Raw genomic sequence first — 18,357 nt, forward strand, 5'->3', positions numbered from 1 at the left:
ACACAAGAATATATACGTGAAAAATGAAGCATTCCTAGATACTTAAGCTTGGTAATCGAGGATGAAGTTATGAATATTTTACTCTATGTTGCGGTGGTGTTGATTTGGGGAACAACATGGATTGGAATTGCCGTTCAAAGCCACTATGCAACGCCCGTTGTCGCAATTTTATGGCGTTTTGCTATTTCAGCCTTATTACTGTGGGTTGTTTTACTATTTTCAGGAAAATTACAGCGGATTGCTTTAAAAGATCATTTGTTCTGTATGCTGCAAGGCCTTTGTGTTTTCGGCCTAAACTTTATTTGTTTTTATACCGCCGTTAAATATGTAAACAGTGGTTTAGAGTCTGTCATTTTTTCGATGGCTGTTTTCTTTAATGCTATTAATGCACTTATCTTTTTTAAGCAAAAACCATCGCCAAACTTTGCCCCAGCCGCAATTTTAGGGCTCATAGGTATTGTTTTACTGTTCTGGCATGACCTGATTAATAGTCAGTTTAATGCACAGTTATTGATGGGTATCGGTCTGTGTGCAGTAGGCACTTACGGTTTTTCTTTAGGGAACATGATTAGTGTTAGACACCAAAAACGTGGCCTAAATATTTTTTCAACAAATTGTTATGCCATGACTTATGGGGCATTGGTGATGTTAAGTCTAGCTTTATTTACTGGCCAAGATTTAATGCCTCCAATGAATTTCCCATTTTTAAGCTCGGTACTTTACTTGGCTGTATTTGGTACGGTTATTGGGTTCTCTGCTTACTTTTCTCTTGTTGGACGAATTGGCGCAGCCAAAGCAGCGTATAGCACATTGCTATTCCCTTTAGTTGCTCTAACAGTTTCTACATTCTTTGAAGGATATGTATGGACTATAAATGCTGTATTTGGAATTTTATTAATCTTACTTGGTAACTACTTAATGTTTAGTAAGTTAGAAATTGGAAAAAAGTTATTTAATAGTCAAAAAAATTGTGAGAAGCAGGCCTAAAAGCCTGCTTTTTTTATAAGTAATAATTCATCTCTAGCAGCCCGTTTTAAGCATCAACTCAAAATCTTTTAAAGCCGCGGCTGCTGTGGCTAAAGGCGCAGATGCCCCTCCACTGACAACAAATTCCCCCATTTCTTGCGTTAACGCCCGAATGCATTTATTGGAACCTTGCAGATGAGCAAAAGGATGATTTGCTGAAACTAATCTTAATTCAACACCGGTTTGAATTTGCTGATTCTTAATATGAATAAAACCGACCAGACGAGGAATTACATTTTCTTTTTTCCAATCACGAATATGATCGGCAGTCACATGACTAATTCCTTGTCTTGGAATATCTTGAATTTTTACATCAGCCCCCAAAACAGTATTGGCTAGTATCGTAATTTTGGCAGCAGTATCCCATCCATCTACATCGAAAGAGCTGTCAGGTTCTGCAATACCTTTTGCTTGAGCTTTTTCAAGAGATTCTGCAAACGCACATTCATGTTGCAACATATCATTCAAAATAAAATTCGTGGTGCCTGTAAACACACCTTCTATTTCTAAAATTTGGCAGCCAGCTAAGTTATATTCAAACAAATCAACAGTTGGTAAGGCAGCAGCTGTTGCACCGCTAAAAAATAGTTTTTTATTGTGCTGAGGTGCCAAGTTAACTAATTTTTTACCATCTACGACTAAAGCACCTTTAGATACCGCAATCGCATTCATGCTATGTGTTAAAGCATAATCTAAATAAAATAGGCCTTTTCCACCTGTTACATAGTCACTTGGCCCTGTCTCAATAATGACATCTGCTTGAACCTGTTCTAAAAACTTCTGCTCAGTTAGGCCTGCTTGATATTGTGTTTTATCTAGCCACTTTGAAGCTTGTAAACCTTCTTGATCAATTAAGCCTGACGATGAGTTACAGACACCCACTAAACGGGCATCAATTTGATATTTTTGTTTATAGTAGGTCGTTCGATTTAAAAGGAGCTCTGCAATTTGTTGTCCAATCCGTCCAAAACCGCAAATTGCCAAGTTAACTCGCTTCATATCACTTTCTCAAAAATTTATATGGTTTAAATCAAATTTCCAAAGAGAATTTTAACATCTCGTCTTTGGAAAATTGCTAACTACAGAGATAGTTAAAATACTATATTACTTAGATATTTGTTAGATTAACTATCTTAATGACCATATAAATTGCGACAGCAAAAACCATTAAAGCAAAGACTTTTTGCACAATTGCAGACGGAATAAAACGAATAGCTCTGCGCCCTAATAACATACCAACTGCACATGCGAGCGCAAACGCACTAGTAATGCCTACTGGATAGTGAAAACCCTCTGCAATATGCATCACAATACTCACTCCACTAATGAGAAAAATAATCATAAGTGACGTTGCCACAATGCTATGCATATCCAAATTTGTGACTTTTCTAAGCGCTGGTACAATTACAAAGCCGCCACCAACCCCTAGCATGCCTGTTAAAAGCCCAGCAATAATTCCGATGCTGGCAAGAACGCTTCCCGTTTTAAAATTCCAGATAAAGCGCCCCGTACTTGGGTTAACCTGACACGGCGGGTTATGAAAGTCTGATACTCGGTTACTAATAAGTCGATAGCCCACTGTAAACATGACCAAGCTAAACATTAACATGAGCCAAATAGGTGAAATCGTGTTAGCTATTAAAATGCCGATATGTGCCATAGGAGCACCAATTAGGGCAATCCAGATTGCAGCGCGATAACGCACAATCTTTTTAAATAAGCCTTCAATGGTTCCTATGAGAGTAGATAGCGCAACCGCCAACAACCCAATCGGTGCAGCTTGCGCCACACTCCAGCCTTGACTGGTCATAAGCGCGGGTACAGCAAGAATACCCCCACCAGCACCAGTAAGACCAAGTAAAAAACCAATCACGATGCCTTCAACGACAAGTAATAACATATCAAAAGCCTAAAATTGCATATACATTATTTGCAGTAGACTGCTGGTTAATGAGTGAGTAGATCTCGTTTTCTTGCGAAGCTTTAACCGCTTCTCAGGACAAAGCGTTGCTTTATTTATCCTCTTCCACTCGAACATAGTTCTCGTCTTCTTGCGAAGCTTTAACCGCTTCTCAGGGTAAAGCGTTGCTTTACTTATCCTCGCTCAGGTTTGACCATCCATTCGCGGCCTTTAAGCATGCCTTGCCAGTAAATAGGTGGCAAAATCTGTTCTTTAAGCAACCATGCCAACCGAGATGGTTTTTGCCCATCAATCACCGATTTTGGAAAACTTGGGAGTAATTTGCCGCCGTAACCGAACTCAGCCAGAACGATTTTTCCACGTTCTACAGTAAGTGGACATGAGCCATAGCCGTTGTATTCACATAAATTTTGCTCACCTTTCAGTTGGGCTAGAACATTTACAGCAACGATTGGAGCTTGTGCTCGTGCGGCAGCAGCAGTTTTGGCATTAGGTGCATTCATCACATCGCCTAAAGCAAAAATATTGGCATGTTGTGTATGTTGTAAGCTTTGTGGATTTACACTCACCCAGCCTGCTTCATCAGTGAGTGTACTGGCACGAATAAAGTCTGGGGCTTGTTGCGGTGGAACAACATGCAACATATCGAAATCAGTCTCGACCAATGCTGCATTTTCATCGTTCACTACCTTAAACCATGCTTTTTTTGCAGGCCCATCTACTTTGACAAGTTGATGGTTAAAGTGCAGTTCTGAACCATATTTTTCGACATATTGCATTAGTGCAGGCACATATTCCTTCACACCAAATAAAACAGCGCCAGTGTTATAAAAATGGATAGAGATATCTTTGAGTTTGCCTTGCTTTAACCAGTAGTCAGCTGAAAGGTACATTGCTTTTTGAGGAGCACCCGCACATTTAATCGGCATAGGCGGCTGGGTAAAGATTGCCTTTCCACCGTTTAGCTGTTGCACCAGTTCCCATGTATAGGGCGCTAAGTCATATCGATAGTTAGACGTCACCCCATTTTTACCTAAAGTTTCAACCAAGCCTTCAATGCCATGCCAATTGAGTTTTAAACCAGGACAGACGACTAAGGCTTTATATTGAATGGGTTGGCATCCTTCCAAAATAACTTGATTATGCTCAGGATCGAATCCGGCAACTGCTGCTTTCATCCACTTCACTTTTGAAGGAATCACACTTGCCATTGAGCGTGCGGTTACTTGTGGTTTGAAAATACCGCCACCGACCATGGTCCAGCCCGGTTGATAATAATGGGTATCTGCCGGATCAATAATCACAATATCTAAATGAGGTTCACGACATAAAAGACTAGACGCTACAGAAATTCCTGCTGCTCCGGCGCCCACAATCACAACGCTATAACAAGGAATTGTCGCTGGTTCATGATCACGTTTTAAAATACGTGGCACTAAGCCTTTTAAGTTAAAACCAAGTTTGTTACCTGCTTCTACTAACAGTGCTGCATCTTGTGGAGCAACTTCAGCCAAAGCCCATAAACTGATTGCACGCATACCAGAACGGCAATACGCTAAAACGGGCTTCTGAGCATTCTGATAAAGCTGCTTAAACTCGACAACTTGTTGGTCGGTAATTTTGCCACTGATAACAGGCTGATAGATTACGTTTAGGCCATGTCGCTGAGCTGCTTCTTCAATTTCAATCACATTGGGTTGATCTGCACCTTCTCCATCTGGTCGGTTACATATCAGAGTTTTTATTCCTTGGGCTGCAATTTTTGCAATATCGTTGGCAGTAATCTGGTCAGCAACATAAAAATCTTGATTAACTCGTTTAAGTTCCATATTGCCACCTTATAATTGTGAAATTGAGCCGCAAGCCTGATTGGCAGGAAGTGCTTTATCGATTTGTTTTGGATATGGCAGATTTAAGTTATTCATTAATTCAATAAAATCTTCTCGTGAGCGATTCTGACCTAAACGTGAGTTATTTAAACGTTCATTACCAATTGTTGAAGACAGGCGACCTTTGTAATCGTGTCCCGGATACACAATAGTGTCGTCAGGTAGGCTAAAAAGTTGTTTATGGATACTGTCATAAAGTGTGCCCGCACTACCTTGCTGGAAATCGGTTCGACCGCAGCCGTCAATTAATAATGCATCACCAGTGAAAACCATGTTTTCAACTAAATAACTCGTACAAGCATTGGTATGACCTGGTGTATAGCGCGCTTCAATACTGAGGTTGCCAACTTTAAGCATGCAACCATCTGTAATTAAAATATCTCCGCAACTTACATCTGAATTACGGTGTAAAACCGATTTGCAATCGAGACGTTCCCGAAGCAAATTCGCAGCGGTAATATGGTCTGCATGAACATGAGTATCTAAGGTATAGATGAGTGTAAATTGATGCTGCTCTAACTCTTTTGCATAAATCTCTATATCTGATGCAACTGGGTCAATTAAAACAGCCTCTCGTGTTTCTTCACACCCAAGCATATATGTATAAGTCGAACTTTCTTTTTCAAAAAACTGCTTAAAGAACATGATTTATACCCCAATAATTTGTTTCTTTCCTATATTTTGCAAATAAGATGCCAATTATTTAAAATTAAATAATAAATATAAAAATCAAATATTTAAAATAACAAGTAAAATTAAAGTTAGAAAACAGACTCAGCTTGATGTTCCTTTGAAACTCAAGTATGTTTCAATGAAACGATTGTGAAACACATGAAATGGCAAAGTTAAATTTTGAGTCAGAACAGGATTTTTTTATTTTATTTGAGCAATTAAAAGCTTTATTCCCAAATGCGAGTCTGTTTTTAGCAGAAACAACGACTCAAGCAATTCACTATAAATTTAATACAGACGATATTTCTGTAGAGAGCATGGCAGCGCTTACTCAAGACCATCATAATCAGTATCTTGAAATTAATACTCCTAAAATGAGAAAGCGATTCATCTATCAAGAACACGATATTTACATCGCAGAGCATCGCATTATCGGGAAATTGCATATTCTACAGCCCGTTAGCATAGAGAATGATATTGCTGATCAAGTAGAGCTAACAGACCAATTGCAAGACTTGGCTAAAGTTTTCAATAGTTGCTCACCAGAAATGGCTCGTATGTTTTCAATCATTCAAAGAGTTGCTATTACTGAGTTTCCAGTGCTCGTTCGCGGCGAATCTGGTAGCGGTAAAGAACTGGTGGCACAAGCAATTCATGATTATAGCCAGCGCAAAAATAAGATTTTTGTAGCGATTAACTGTGCGGCCCTCACTGCCAATATTCTAGAAAGTGAACTCTTTGGACATGTGAAAGGTGCTTTTACAGGAGCAATTCGTGACCATAAAGGCGTGTTTGAACGTGCCGCAGGCGGAACCCTATTTCTAGATGAAATTGCCGAGATTCCTTTAGAGCTTCAGGCTAAATTATTACGAGTGTTAGAAACAGGTGAATTTACGCCTGTAGGTGGTGAAAAACCGATTCAAGCCAATGTCCGAATTATTACCGCAACACATAAAGCTTTACGCGAAGAAGCTAAAGCTGGACGTTTCCGTCACGATTTGCTTTACCGCTTGCGTGTGATTCCAATTTTTATACCACCACTCAGAGAGCGGAAAGTCGATATTCCACTGATTGTCGACCAGATTTTAAAAGAAAGCTCCACTCAACTCGACACAATGCCTCGTCACGTCAATCAAAAAGCCATGCAAGTTTTATTGAACTATGACTGGCCGGGAAATGTTCGTGAACTAAAAAATACCCTGCTTTATGCGTTAACCATGGCAAATGGTAAGGATGAAATTGAAGTCGAAGACTTACCGAATGAGCTCTTAAATGCAGAGGATTACGTTAAATTACCCGAGACAAATACAGAACTTAGTCCAGAAAATGTGCAAGCCGCTTTAGAAAAATATAACCATAACCTGAATATGGTCGCGAATATTTTTGGTATTAGCCGCACTACTCTTTGGCGATACAGACAAAAGCATAAGCTTTAGCTATGTATTTAGCTCATCTAAGGCGTATCATATTGCACTTGGTTAGGTTCGTTAGTTCAAAGGCTTTATATGATTGTTCGTGATAAAAGCAATGTATTTAAACTCTTATTTGCTTGGAAAGGAACAATTTTACCAAAGGTCTTGCCAGCACTGAGTTTTGTTGTACTTATTTCAGCATGTGTGGTCTGGCTCTCTTATTATCATTGGATTCAAATTCCTACCGTACCCGCGATCGGATTTACCATCTTTGGCGTGATTCTTTCGATTTGTACAGGTTTTCGAAATAATGCATGTTATGACCGTTGGTGGGAAGGCCGCAAGCTCTGGGGGGCTTTAATTGCCAATGCCAGACATATTGTTAGAGACAGCCATGTTTTATCTAATGAACAACGTGAACATTTAATTCATCAGGTCTTAATTTTTAGTAACTTGTTGCGTGATCGACTGCGTCAACAAACAGTCGAACCCACAAAATTTCTTGAACATGCCTATTTAAATAATTCTTCACTTAATTATTTAAATGAGCATATTAATGCACCGCAATTTGTACTCGAAAATATTCAAAAAGATTTAGTTAAAATACTAAAAGACGGCGAAATTAGTGACATTATCTATAGCACCTTAAATCGACATATTGTTGAGCTAGGCAATATCCAAGCAGGTTGTGACCGTATTGCTGGTACACCTTTACCCTATTCATATTCAGTACTTTTACACCGCGCCGTTTACTGTTTCTGTTTTATATTACCGTTTAGCCTTGAAGCAGCTTTAGGTATTTGGACACCGCTTATTGTGGGTTTAATCGCTTATATGTTTTTAGGTTTAGATGCCTTAAGCGCTCAAATTGAAGAACCTTTCGGTTTGCAAGAAAATGATTTACCGCTCGACTCTATTGTGCGTTTGATTGAGCGAGAATCTCTAAGCTCTTTAGGGCAGCCATTACCACCCATTATTGAAGCCCAAGACAACAATTTACTTTAATAAAAAAGAGCGAATCATCGCTCTTTTTATAGGCTTAAATGTCTATTTATGGATGTACAATAATCTTAACGGCTGACTCATTGTTATGAATTAAGGTTTCAAAACCTTGTGAAATCAAATCATCAAGTTGAATACGCTGCGTAATAAAAGGTTCCAGATTTATTTTACCTTCTTCAACCAGTTTAATAGTTTCTTGATGGTCATTTACATAGGCAATTGTGCCTCGTACATCAAGCTCTTTCATTACTACACTATGCACATTAATCGATGCTGGATGGCTCCAAATCGAAACGATAACTATGACGCCTGTTGGTTTCACTGCCGCAACCAAGGTATCTAGCACCTTGTTAACGCTACTACATTCAAACGCGACATCGACACCATCGCCATTAGTAATTTTCATGACCTCAGAAACAACATCAACTTCTGACGGGTCTAAAATATAATCTGCAACACCCGACTCTTTGGCTTTTTCTTTACGTTTTGCACTTAGCTCAGTAATGATGACCTTAAGCCCTTTCGCTTTTAAAATTGCCGAAAGCAATAAACCAATTGGGCCGGCTCCGCCAACCAGTGCAATGTCACCAGCCTTTGCGCCACTGCGCACATAGGCATGATGACCTACCGATAACGGTTCAATTAAGGCCGCCTGATCCAGTGGAATTTTATTGGAAATTGGATGCACCCAACGGCGTTTAACCGCAATTTTCTCCGATAAGCCACCGCCACGACCGCCTAAACCAATGAAGTTCATATTTTTGGAAAGATGATAATTATCGCCCGGTCCGGTCGGTACATCATCGGCCACAATATAAGGCTCTACGACTACATGCTGACCAATTTCAATATCATCAACACCTTCACCAACTGCATAGACTACACCTGAAAATTCATGTCCCATGGTAATCGGCGCAGATACACCTGAAATAGGATGTGGATGTCCACACGGTGGAATAAAAATTGGCCCTTCCATAAACTCATGCAAATCTGTACCACAAATTCCACACCAAGCTACCTTAATGCCTACAGTGCCGGGAGTGACTTCTGGTTCAGGGATATCTTCAATACGAATATCGCCTCTGTCATAAAAACGTGCTGCTTTCATTATTATCTCCCTCAAATCAGGATGTTGTTTTAGCGATAGACTATGCCGCCGTCTGTTAAAATGGATTGACCCGTAATATAGTCCGAATCTTCACTTGCCAGAAAAGCAACTAATGCGGCTACATCGTCTGGTGTTTGGGCTCTACCTAAAGCAATACCTTCCACATACTTTTTATAAGTTTCACCAATTGCGGCACCGGTAATTTCAGCAAAACGTTTATCGATTTCAACCCACATATCAGTTCCGACAATTCCGGGGCAATATCCATTTACCGTAATACCGTGACTGGCATATTCTTTTGCCGCAGCTTGGGTAAGTGCTCGTACCGCAAATTTGGTTGCCGAGTAAATACCGAGTAAAGCAAACCCATCGTGGCCTGCAATTGAGCAAGCATTAATGATTTTTCCTTTATGTTGACGTTGCTTAAATTTTGCAGCAGCAGCCTGTATTCCCCACAGCACGCCGCCAATATTAATATCAACAATTTTTTGGAATTCATCAGGTGTGATATCCGCAATCGCTTGTACTTGTGCAATTCCAGCGTTATTAATCATGACATCAAACCCACCAAGTGTCTGCTCAGCATGATTTATAGCGGCATACACTTGCTCGCGGTCACTTATATTAGCAATAAATGTGCTCGCATTTACACCTAAAGCCTGAATTTCCTGCTGCACATCATTCAGTCGATCTTGTTTCATATCAACTAATGCAATATGTGCCCCTTCTTGCGCCAAGCGCAGGGCAATCCCACGGCCTATGCCTTGAGCTGCCCCAGTCACTAAAACGACTTTATTTTTTAATCCCTTAACCATGTTCAACTCCTGTAAATGTAGAATTTCTACATATGAATCGCTCGTTGCATTGAAGCCAAAATGGATTCATGCATGGCTTCTGATAATGTTGGATGTGGGAAAATCACTTGAGCTAAACTTTCATCAGTTGCTTCTAGATATTTCGCAATCGCAAAGCCTTGAATATGTTCGGTCACTTCATGACCCACCATATGTGCACCAAGTAATTCACCCGTTTCTGCATGTATCACCGTTTTAACGAAACCTGACGCATCTCCAATTGCCAAAGCTTTACCATTTGCAGTTAAAGAAAACTTACCGATTCGTATAGGTAGATTCTGAGCTTTTGCTGCATTTTCCGTTAAACCAATACTCGCCACTTGTGGATGTGTAAAAATACAACCCGGTATCTGGCTACGATCGAGTGAATGGACGTTTGCTACACCAGCGATTTTCTCGACACATATCATGGCTTCATGGCTTGCTTTATGGGCAAGACACGGTGCACCAGCCACATCACCGATGGCATAAAGCCCTGCTACATTGGTTTTACAATAGTCATCAATTGCCACAAAACCTTGTGGATTGAGTTCGACACCTAAATGTTCTAGTCCTAGCCCCGTGGCATTAGGCTGTACACCAATTGCCGAAAGGACACGGTCAAAAACAATCGTTTGAACGTCATTTGCCGTTTCAATCACACAGTGAACTTGACCATTTACAATTTGAATACTTTGAACGACAGCATCAGTTAAGACTTTCATTCCTTTTTGTTCAAACTGCTTTCTGACAAATTGAGCAACTTCTGCATCTTCGGTTGGTAAAATCTGCTTGGCTAAATCAATAAGCGTGACCTGACACCCCAAGTCTTGATAAAGGCTAGCAAACTCACTACCAATTGCACCTGAGCCCACAACCAGTAAACTTTTCGGTAAATCCTCTGGCACAAGCGCTTCTTTATAGCTCCAGACGTACGTTCCATCGACAGGAAGTTGAGGAACATGTCGAGCTTTAGCTCCAGTTGCCAAAATAATATGGGGTGCGCTCAAAGCCTGACTTTTACCTTGAGCATCGGTCACTTCAATTTTTTCTTTCGCCGTAAGCTGAGCACGACCATTAAAAACAGTGACGTGATTCTTTTTTAGTAAGTAATCGATACCTTGTACTAATTGAGCTGACACTTGTCTGCTATGTTGCACAAGCTTTTGAATATCAAAATCGAGTTGCGATACCTGAAAACCAAACTGTCCTGAATGTTTAAACTGGGTTGCGAGCTCTGCCCCTGCAAGCAAAGCTTTAGTGGGAATACAGCCCCAATTTAGACAAATTCCGCCTAAATGTTGCTCTTCTACAATTGCGGTTTTTAACCCGAGCTGGGCTGCACGAATTGCAGCCACATACCCACCCGGTCCCGCGCCAATCACAATTAAATCAAACTGAGCTTCTGACATGCGGGTTCTCCTACACCAAAATTAAAGCAGGGTTTTCAACAAACTGCTTAAAGCTGGCCAAGAATTTCGCCCCAACTGCGCCATCAATGACTCTGTGATCACATGACAATGTCGCTGTGACAATCTCACGAACCACTACATTGCCATTTTCGACAACAGCGCGAGATTCCGAAGCACCTAAGGCCATAATTGCACCTTGCGGTGGGTTAATAATGGCATCGAACTGTTTAATGCCTAACATTCCTAAATTTGAAATGCTAAAGCTACCACCCTGAAACTCGTCAGGTTGTAACTTGCCAGTCTTAGCACGGGTTGCCAAATCACGCATGTCATCAGAAATTTGTGCCAAAGATTTTTGATTCGCAGCTTTCACAATGGGTGTAATTAAACCGTTTGGAATCGCTACAGCCACCGAAATATCCGCTTGAGAGAACTGTAAAATTGATTGAGTCGCCTCATCAAATTGAACATTCACTTCAGGTACTTTAATCAGTGCCGCAGCAGCTGCTTTAATTAGCATGTCATTAATAGAAAGTTTGACTTGAGGAACCGTTTCATTAATCTGCTTACGTAATTTTTGCAAAGCCTCTACGTTTAGATCGACCACTAAGCGGAAATGCGGCGCATTACGTTTTGCAGCCTGTAACCGTGAAGCAATCGCTTTACGCATCCCATTCATCGCCACAGTTGTAACGGTCGATTGTGGTTGAGCTGCACATTGCACAGGTTGTTCATTTACCGACGTTGGGTTATTACGATAGTAAACTGCTTCAACATCTTCTTTACAGACGCGGCCACGAGTACCTGAAACACGGCAGTCATTTAGGTTAATGCCCCATTGTTTTGCTAAACGGCGTGCTACAGGCGTCGCTAAAATTTGGCTATCATCAGCTGTAGATTTAACCACTTTAGTTTGAGTTTGCTGCTTAACATCAGGCCATTGACCACCAGCAGCTTGTACAGCTTTCTGGATGTCTTGAACACTAATACGTCCTTCACGACCAGAACCTGTGACTTTTGCCAAGTTCACATTGTGCTTTTCTGCAAGCTTTAACGCATGCGGTGTTGTAAACAACTCATCAGATGCTTGATAGCCTTGTAATGACTCGGGTACAGCGTAGTCACCTTTAGCAGTCTTTACTGGAACTGAAGCACTTGCAGCTACAGGCTGTGGCTGTTCTGCCTTTTCAGTAACAGGTGCAAATGTTTCCGCTTTACTTTGCTCCGAAGGTGTTTCAGGGGCTTTAGCTGCTGAACCACCTAGTGATGCAATAAACTGCTCAATTTCTGCATCAGAAATTTCACTATCAGCACATACCGCAATAAGACCACCAACAGGTAAAGTATCACCATCTTTCGCTAAAATTTTACGGAGCGTTCCTGCAAAAGGCGCTTCTAATACATTGACGATTTTTGTGGTTTCAATTTCACAAATTTCATCGCCTTTATTAAAGCTATCGCCTTCTTTAATCAACCATTGGGCAATCGTGCCTTCTTCCATGGATAATCCCCATTTCGGGATCTCCAGCGTTTTAATTTCGCTCATCCTAAGCCTCCAATGTTTTTCGCACAGCTTGCTCAATACGCTCTACACTTGGAATCCATTCTTTTTCTAAAACCGGAGAGAATGGAACAGGCGTATGTGGTGGCGTTACGAGTTCAACAGGTGCTTTTAAATAGTGGAAACCTTTTTGCGCGATCAGTGCAGCCACATCATGACCAAAGCCACAGCGTGCTGCTGATTCATCCACAATAACCACACGCCCAGTTGATGCAACAGACTCTAAAATTCCTTCTTCATCCAGAGGTGAAATTGTGCGAGGGTCTACCACTTCAACCGAAATGCCATCTTTTGCCAATTTGTCTGCTACTTCATTGGCACGGTGTACCATCAACCCTAAAGCAATAATGGTCACGTCTGTCCCTTCACGGGTGTAATTTGCTACACCAAAAGGAATGGTATAGGCAGCATCTGGAACTTCGCCTTTAATGTCATAGAGCATTTTATGCTCACAGAACACCACAGGGTCGTCATCACGAATGGCCTGAATTAATAGCCCTTTCACATCATATGGGCTAGATGGAACCACAACTTTTAAGCCTGGAACCGCGGCAAATACGTTATATGGTGACTGAGAATGCTGAGCTGCCGCAGAAAAACCTGCGCCAATCATGCCACGTACAACCATTGGCGCTTTTGCTTTTCCGCCAAACATATAACGGAATTTAGCGGCTTGGTTATAAAGCATGTCATGACACACGCCATAGAAATCCATAAACATTAAATCAGCAACAGGACGTAAACCTGTTGCAGCCGCACCGGCGGCCATACCGATAATTGCAGACTCGGTAATTGGTGTATCAATCACACGTTCTGAACCAAACTCCGTCCATAAACCTTTGGTTACACCAAGTACCCCACCGAAGCCTTCAAGCTCGTTCTCTTCGGTATTTTTACCGCCGTGCCCACCACGAACATCTTCACCAACAACAAATACGGTTGGATCACGACGCATTTCTGATTCAATGGCTTCTTTAATTGCATTACGAAAACTTTTATTTGGCATCTTTACTATTCCTTTAGTAAGAGACATAGACGTCAGTAAGGAGTTGTTCTGGTTTTGGATAAGCCGCAGCACGAGCTTTAGCAACGGCGTCATCAACATTCGCCTTAGAAGCTGCATCAATCTCGTCTAACTTAGCTTCATCAATTTTGCCTTTAACTTTCTCTCGGAAAATTTTCAAAGGATCTTTATTTTCTTTGATGAACTCGACTTCTTCTTTAGAGCGAATCAAGCCAGGATCACCTTCGAAGTGGCCATAAAAACGGTTTGTAATGGTTTCAATAACACTCGGACCTTCACCACGACGTGCACGTTCAATGGCAGTTTGAGCAGCTTCATAGACGGCAAAGAAATCGGTCCCATCAACTTTAACTGCAGGTAAACCAAAACCTGCTGCACGACCAGCAATGTCCTTGCTTCCTACAGCGTAATCATGACCAGTCCCCTCACCAAAACCGTTATTTTCGAAAACGAAAATTACTGGAAGTTTAAGTACAACAGCCATGTTCATCGCTTCAAAAGTAAGGCCTTGGTTTGAACCACCATCGCCTGTAAAAGAAAGTCCGACACCACCAGTCTTTAAGGTTTTCGCTGTCAACGCCGCACCAATGGCTAAAGGAGGTCCACCACCCACAATCCCGTTGGCACCGAGCATACCTTTATCTAAATCGGCAATATGCATAGAACCGCCTTTTCCACGACATAGCCCGTCATCTTTACCGAAAATTTCCAGCATCATGGCGTGAATGTCACAGCCTTTTGCAATACAGTGTCCATGTCCACGGTGTGTTGAAGTGATATAGTCTTTGTCGGTTAAATTTTCGCAAATCCCGACTGCTACAGCTTCTTCACCACTGTATAAGTGAATAAAGCCAGGAATATCACCATTGGTATTTTCTTCGTGAAGTCGATCCTCAAATTCACGAATATCGCGCATGCGTTTATATGCTGCGAGTAATTGCTCTTCCGTTAATTGCATATCCTTTTCCTTTATTATCTTGATTATTAAAAATCAACCAAGTTTCAGCGAGAGTTATATATTTCGCTATAAATAATAAAGCTCAATTTAATTTAATATGCTATTAGACTAAAAAGTTTCAAATGGTTTTTATGGTTATTATTTTTTATTTTTCAAAAACTTGTACAGCAAAAATAAAATTAAAAAATTTTAATACATTTCATTAGCTTGTGAAACAAACCTTTAACCAACCTTTATTAATTTATAATATTAGCTGTGTACTACGCTCATTAATAAACTCCATATTCTTTATTTAAATTATAAGGATTTTTATTATATAGAGTCTAGTTGAAAATTATTTAATATAAAATGGAATTTTATATATGGACTTAAAAAGGCAAATAGAAACTGGTATTAAATTAAGAGGAGCGGATAAAGTTGCTCGCATTCCGATTAAAATTTTACCTACAGAAGAGTTACCGACTAAACCGGATTGGATTAGAGCCAAAATAACCGATTTTGAAGAAATTAACCGCATAAAAAATTTGCTACGCCAACAGAAGTTACACAGTGTTTGCGAAGAAGCGGCGTGTCCAAATTTACCGGAATGTTTTGGTGGAGGTACGGCAACATTTATGATTATGGGCGATATTTGTACTCGTCGCTGCCCATTTTGTGATGTCGCTCATGGCCGTCCAAAACCGCTAGATGAAGATGAACCTAAGCATCTTGCAGAAACAGTCAAAAATCTAAATTTAAAGTATGTCGTGATTACCTCTGTAGACCGTGATGATCTGCATGATGGCGGCGCTGCACATTTTGTAAAGTGTATTGAAGAAATTAGGAAACGTTGTCCAGAAACATTGATTGAGATTTTAGTACCAGATTTTCGTGGTCGTTTAGAGACGGCGCTTTCGACTTTGAGCTTATCGCCTCCCGATGTGTTTAATCATAATATTGAGACCGTTCCTCGTTTATATAAAGCGATGCGCCCCGGTTCAGATTATCAACATTCACTAGAGTTACTTAAACGCTTTAAAGCATATTGTCCCGATATCAAAACCAAGTCTGGCCTGATGGTTGGATTAGGAGAAATAGAGGCTGAAGTGCTTGCCCTACTCAACGATTTAAAAGACTATCAAGTCGATCTTGTCACGATTGGTCAATATCTTCAGCCTTCAAAATCACATGCGCCTATTCATCGGTTTGTAAATTTACAAGAATTTGAACGATATACCCGACACGGTAAGCGATTAGGTTTTAAAAATATTTGGAGTGGACCTATGGTTCGTTCTAGCTATTTTGCTGATCGACAATATTTCGGAGAAGAAGTGCCAAAGCCTTTTAGCCGACAAGATGTCTTATCTTAATGATTAGGCAATTAACAAAACTTATCCAATAGGATAATGGTCAAGCCTTATGAAATTATTTAAGGTAAGGAGATAACTAGGAAATAGTCACAATAAGAAAGTTATAACTATTGAGCGGCTAAGGATACGCCATTTCAATGATAAAGGAATTTCGATATGGATATGTCAGAACAATTATCATCGCCTTTAATAGATACTACCCCGTCCTTATTTCGGCCGGAATCCTCATCTCATTCTAAACAATTAGGGAAAAAACCATCACTTGACCTTGAGGCAGCGCCTTTGTTTGATCTGGGTGAGGAATGGGAACATTCATTATTTGGTCGTTCGATTCACGAGTGCCATCGCAACTTAATGCATATTGCCGAAGATGCCGATATGGCCATTGGTGTGACTGATCCTCATGGTACTCTACTTTGGACATGGAGTAGTACGCCTATGCGTTCATCTGCCGAACAAGTCCATTTTGTTGAAGGTGGACAATGGTCAACCCAAGCAGTTGGTCAAAATGCAATTGGTCTTGCCCTAAATACACATTCTGCAAGTTGTGTTTACTCACATGAAAACCAAATGAATAGTGTCAGAGACTGGGTCTGTTATGCAGCACCGATTACCGATGCGAATACAGGTCAGTTTTATGGAATTATGAATTTATCGACCAAATATCAAAAACATAATTCACTTGGAGTTTTAGCAGTAGAGCGTTGTGCTGACATTGTTAAACAAGCAATTCAGCTTCATCAAAAAAATATCTTATATATTAAAGCCTTCGGCACTCCTAAAGTTCAATATAACCAACACAGCCTTACATTGACTCAACGTCAAATTGAGATTCTGTGCATTCTAACCCTTTGTCCCGAAGGGATTAATCTTGAAGAACTTCATTATGCTTTATATGGTGATCGGCCTGTAAGTACTACCACTTTAAAAGCAGAACTTTCTCAACTCAGAAACTTAATACCCGACGTTATCGAGTCACGACCATATAGACTTAACTGCGAAATTCAATCTGATTTTTTAATGGCCGAGCAAGCCTTAAACCTTGGCTTCACATCAACTACGCTTACACTCTATAGAGGAAGTTTCTTAGCTAAATCAGAAAGTCCTTTTTTATGCGCATGGAGAGATTGTTTTGACGCTCGTTTGAGTCATGTAATTTATCAAATTGAAGATATTGATCAATTATTACGAGTGGTCAGTCGTGTACCAGACCGTGTAGATGCCGTTGAACGTTTACTTGAATTATTACCCGAAGAAACACCTTATCGAACTAAACTCTTAAAATTGCTCGAATAAAATAAAAGGGAGAATATCCATACGATATTCTCCCTTTTTAAGGCTAGATCAAGCAGAGGCTTGAAGCTGTACCCTATAGCAGTCGTCCAAAGCTAATTCATAATATCGCAGCCCTTCTTCAGCAGCATGAAATGCTTTTTGCTGCCAGTCAGGACGGTCATTACATAAGCGTTTAATCAACTCCATAGCTTCATATGGATGAAGATCATCGTAATGTGCATGAGCGCGCAACCAAGCTAAAGAACGTTTATCAATCGTGACTTCAGGATGATTAGTATAGGTATGAATACCTTTATACACCTGAATAGACCAATCTCCAGTTGCCCATTCAATCGCCAAATTTGTTGCAGCCAGACATTCTGCCAAATTGCCTCGATGACTCATATTCCATAGAAAATGGTTTACAGCATTCATAGCAGCGGGTGGTCGTACATGATCAAGTTCTTCAACTGTTAAGCCAAAACCTCCAGCCCAATCGCGATACCATTTTAAGTGTCGCTCTTCTACCTTAATATTTTGAATTAACCAATCTCGCGCTTCAGTAACTCCCGGTTCAGAAAATCCAGTCGCTTTCCCCAATGCTCCAGCCATATATGACGGGAAATGGGCGACTAATGGATAGAAATTAAGTAGAGCATAACGGAAACTATCTAGGCTCAATCCCCCATTGGCCATTTCCGTAAAAAACGGATGTTTACTCACCCGTTCTTTCGCTGGTAACAGGTCGTCCCAGAACCGTTGTGACCATCCATTATGCGGCGTAATTTCTAAATTCATTCCATATTGATTTAGAGCAGTCATTGCTAATTTTCCTATTTATATGACAGCAATCATCTGTATTTCACGCTATAAGTCTATCCGAAAATGATAAAGATACAATCGTTAATCGACCAT

At 40.5% G+C, this 18,357-nt stretch carries 16 protein-coding genes; 5 read left to right on the top strand and 11 right to left on the bottom strand.

Annotated features, from left to right (window positions below; genetic code table 11):
* Positions 1-69: 69 nt before the first annotated feature.
* Positions 70-987, top strand: coding sequence for a DMT family transporter (locus tag F928_RS13215; protein ID WP_005069324.1), 918 nt, complete (start codon positions 70-72; stop codon positions 985-987).
* A 33-nt stretch (positions 988-1,020) separates the two neighbouring features.
* Here the strand turns inward: F928_RS13215 and F928_RS13220 are convergent, their stop codons facing one another.
* The 4 genes from F928_RS13220 to F928_RS13235 form a co-directional block, all read right to left on the bottom strand.
* Positions 1,021-2,025, bottom strand: a complete 1,005-nt coding sequence (locus F928_RS13220; protein WP_005076115.1) for a homoserine dehydrogenase — start codon at positions 2,023-2,025, stop codon at positions 1,021-1,023.
* A gap of 109 nt (positions 2,026-2,134) precedes the next feature.
* Entirely contained in the window at positions 2,135-2,926 is a 792-nt protein-coding gene (locus tag F928_RS13225; protein ID WP_005076117.1) for a sulfite exporter TauE/SafE family protein, read from the bottom strand.
* Positions 2,927-3,120: 194 nt separating this feature from the next.
* Entirely contained in the window at positions 3,121-4,776 is a 1,656-nt protein-coding gene (locus F928_RS13230; protein ID WP_005076119.1) for a bifunctional protein tyrosine phosphatase family protein/NAD(P)/FAD-dependent oxidoreductase, read from the bottom strand.
* Positions 4,777-4,785: 9 nt separating this feature from the next.
* Positions 4,786-5,481 carry an MBL fold metallo-hydrolase gene (locus F928_RS13235; RefSeq protein ID WP_005076121.1) on the bottom strand — a complete coding sequence of 232 codons (696 nt, stop codon included), beginning with the start codon at positions 5,479-5,481 and terminating at the stop codon, positions 4,786-4,788.
* Between the two features lie 191 nt (positions 5,482-5,672).
* Between F928_RS13235 and ntrC the strand changes: the two genes are divergently transcribed.
* A complete protein-coding gene (ntrC, locus tag F928_RS13240; protein ID WP_005076124.1) occupies positions 5,673-6,944 on the top strand; it encodes a sigma-54 interaction domain-containing protein in 1,272 nt (423 codons plus the stop codon).
* A gap of 69 nt (positions 6,945-7,013) precedes the next feature.
* Positions 7,014-7,925, top strand: coding sequence for a bestrophin family protein (locus F928_RS13245; protein WP_000637009.1), 912 nt, complete (start codon positions 7,014-7,016; stop codon positions 7,923-7,925).
* 46 nt (positions 7,926-7,971) lie between these two features.
* Here F928_RS13245 and F928_RS13250 read toward each other — a convergent pair whose 3' ends face one another.
* From F928_RS13250 to acoA, 6 genes are read right to left on the bottom strand one after another with little or no spacing between them, the layout of a single operon-like run.
* Entirely contained in the window at positions 7,972-9,030 is a 1,059-nt protein-coding gene (locus F928_RS13250; RefSeq protein ID WP_005076126.1) for a 2,3-butanediol dehydrogenase, read from the bottom strand.
* A gap of 29 nt (positions 9,031-9,059) precedes the next feature.
* Positions 9,060-9,845, bottom strand: coding sequence for an acetoin reductase (gene budC / locus F928_RS13255; RefSeq protein ID WP_005076128.1), 786 nt, complete (start codon positions 9,843-9,845; stop codon positions 9,060-9,062).
* 26 nt (positions 9,846-9,871) lie between these two features.
* Complete coding sequence (lpdA, locus tag F928_RS13260) at positions 9,872-11,275, bottom strand: dihydrolipoyl dehydrogenase (RefSeq protein ID WP_002113563.1); 1,404 nt, start codon at positions 11,273-11,275, stop codon at positions 9,872-9,874.
* Between the two features lie 10 nt (positions 11,276-11,285).
* Positions 11,286-12,821 (bottom strand): 2-oxo acid dehydrogenase subunit E2, encoded by a 1,536-nt coding sequence (gene acoC / locus F928_RS13265; protein ID WP_005076132.1) that lies wholly within the window; start codon positions 12,819-12,821, stop codon positions 11,286-11,288.
* Position 12,822: 1 nt separating this feature from the next.
* Positions 12,823-13,842, bottom strand: a complete 1,020-nt coding sequence (gene acoB, locus F928_RS13270; protein WP_002113812.1) for an alpha-ketoacid dehydrogenase subunit beta — start codon at positions 13,840-13,842, stop codon at positions 12,823-12,825.
* A gap of 13 nt (positions 13,843-13,855) precedes the next feature.
* Positions 13,856-14,818 (bottom strand): thiamine pyrophosphate-dependent dehydrogenase E1 component subunit alpha, encoded by a 963-nt coding sequence (gene acoA / locus F928_RS13275; protein WP_001177517.1) that lies wholly within the window; start codon positions 14,816-14,818, stop codon positions 13,856-13,858.
* A gap of 362 nt (positions 14,819-15,180) precedes the next feature.
* On the opposite strand from acoA, the gene lipA reads away from it, so the two are divergent.
* Entirely contained in the window at positions 15,181-16,167 is a 987-nt protein-coding gene (gene lipA / locus F928_RS13280) for a lipoyl synthase (RefSeq protein WP_002113898.1), read from the top strand.
* A gap of 156 nt (positions 16,168-16,323) precedes the next feature.
* The gene (locus F928_RS13285; protein WP_005076136.1) at positions 16,324-17,463 is read left to right on the top strand and encodes a hypothetical protein; all 1,140 of its coding nucleotides are present in this window, start codon (positions 16,324-16,326) and stop codon (positions 17,461-17,463) included.
* A gap of 48 nt (positions 17,464-17,511) precedes the next feature.
* On the opposite strand, the gene F928_RS13290 is transcribed toward F928_RS13285, so the two are convergent.
* A complete protein-coding gene (locus F928_RS13290; protein ID WP_002113940.1) occupies positions 17,512-18,264 on the bottom strand; it encodes an iron-containing redox enzyme family protein in 753 nt (250 codons plus the stop codon).
* Positions 18,265-18,357: the final 93 nt, after the last annotated feature.

Origin of the sequence: Acinetobacter pittii ATCC 19004 = CIP 70.29 (assembly GCF_000369045.1) — a bacterium.
GTDB classification, from domain to species: Bacteria; Pseudomonadota; Gammaproteobacteria; order Pseudomonadales; family Moraxellaceae; genus Acinetobacter; species Acinetobacter pittii.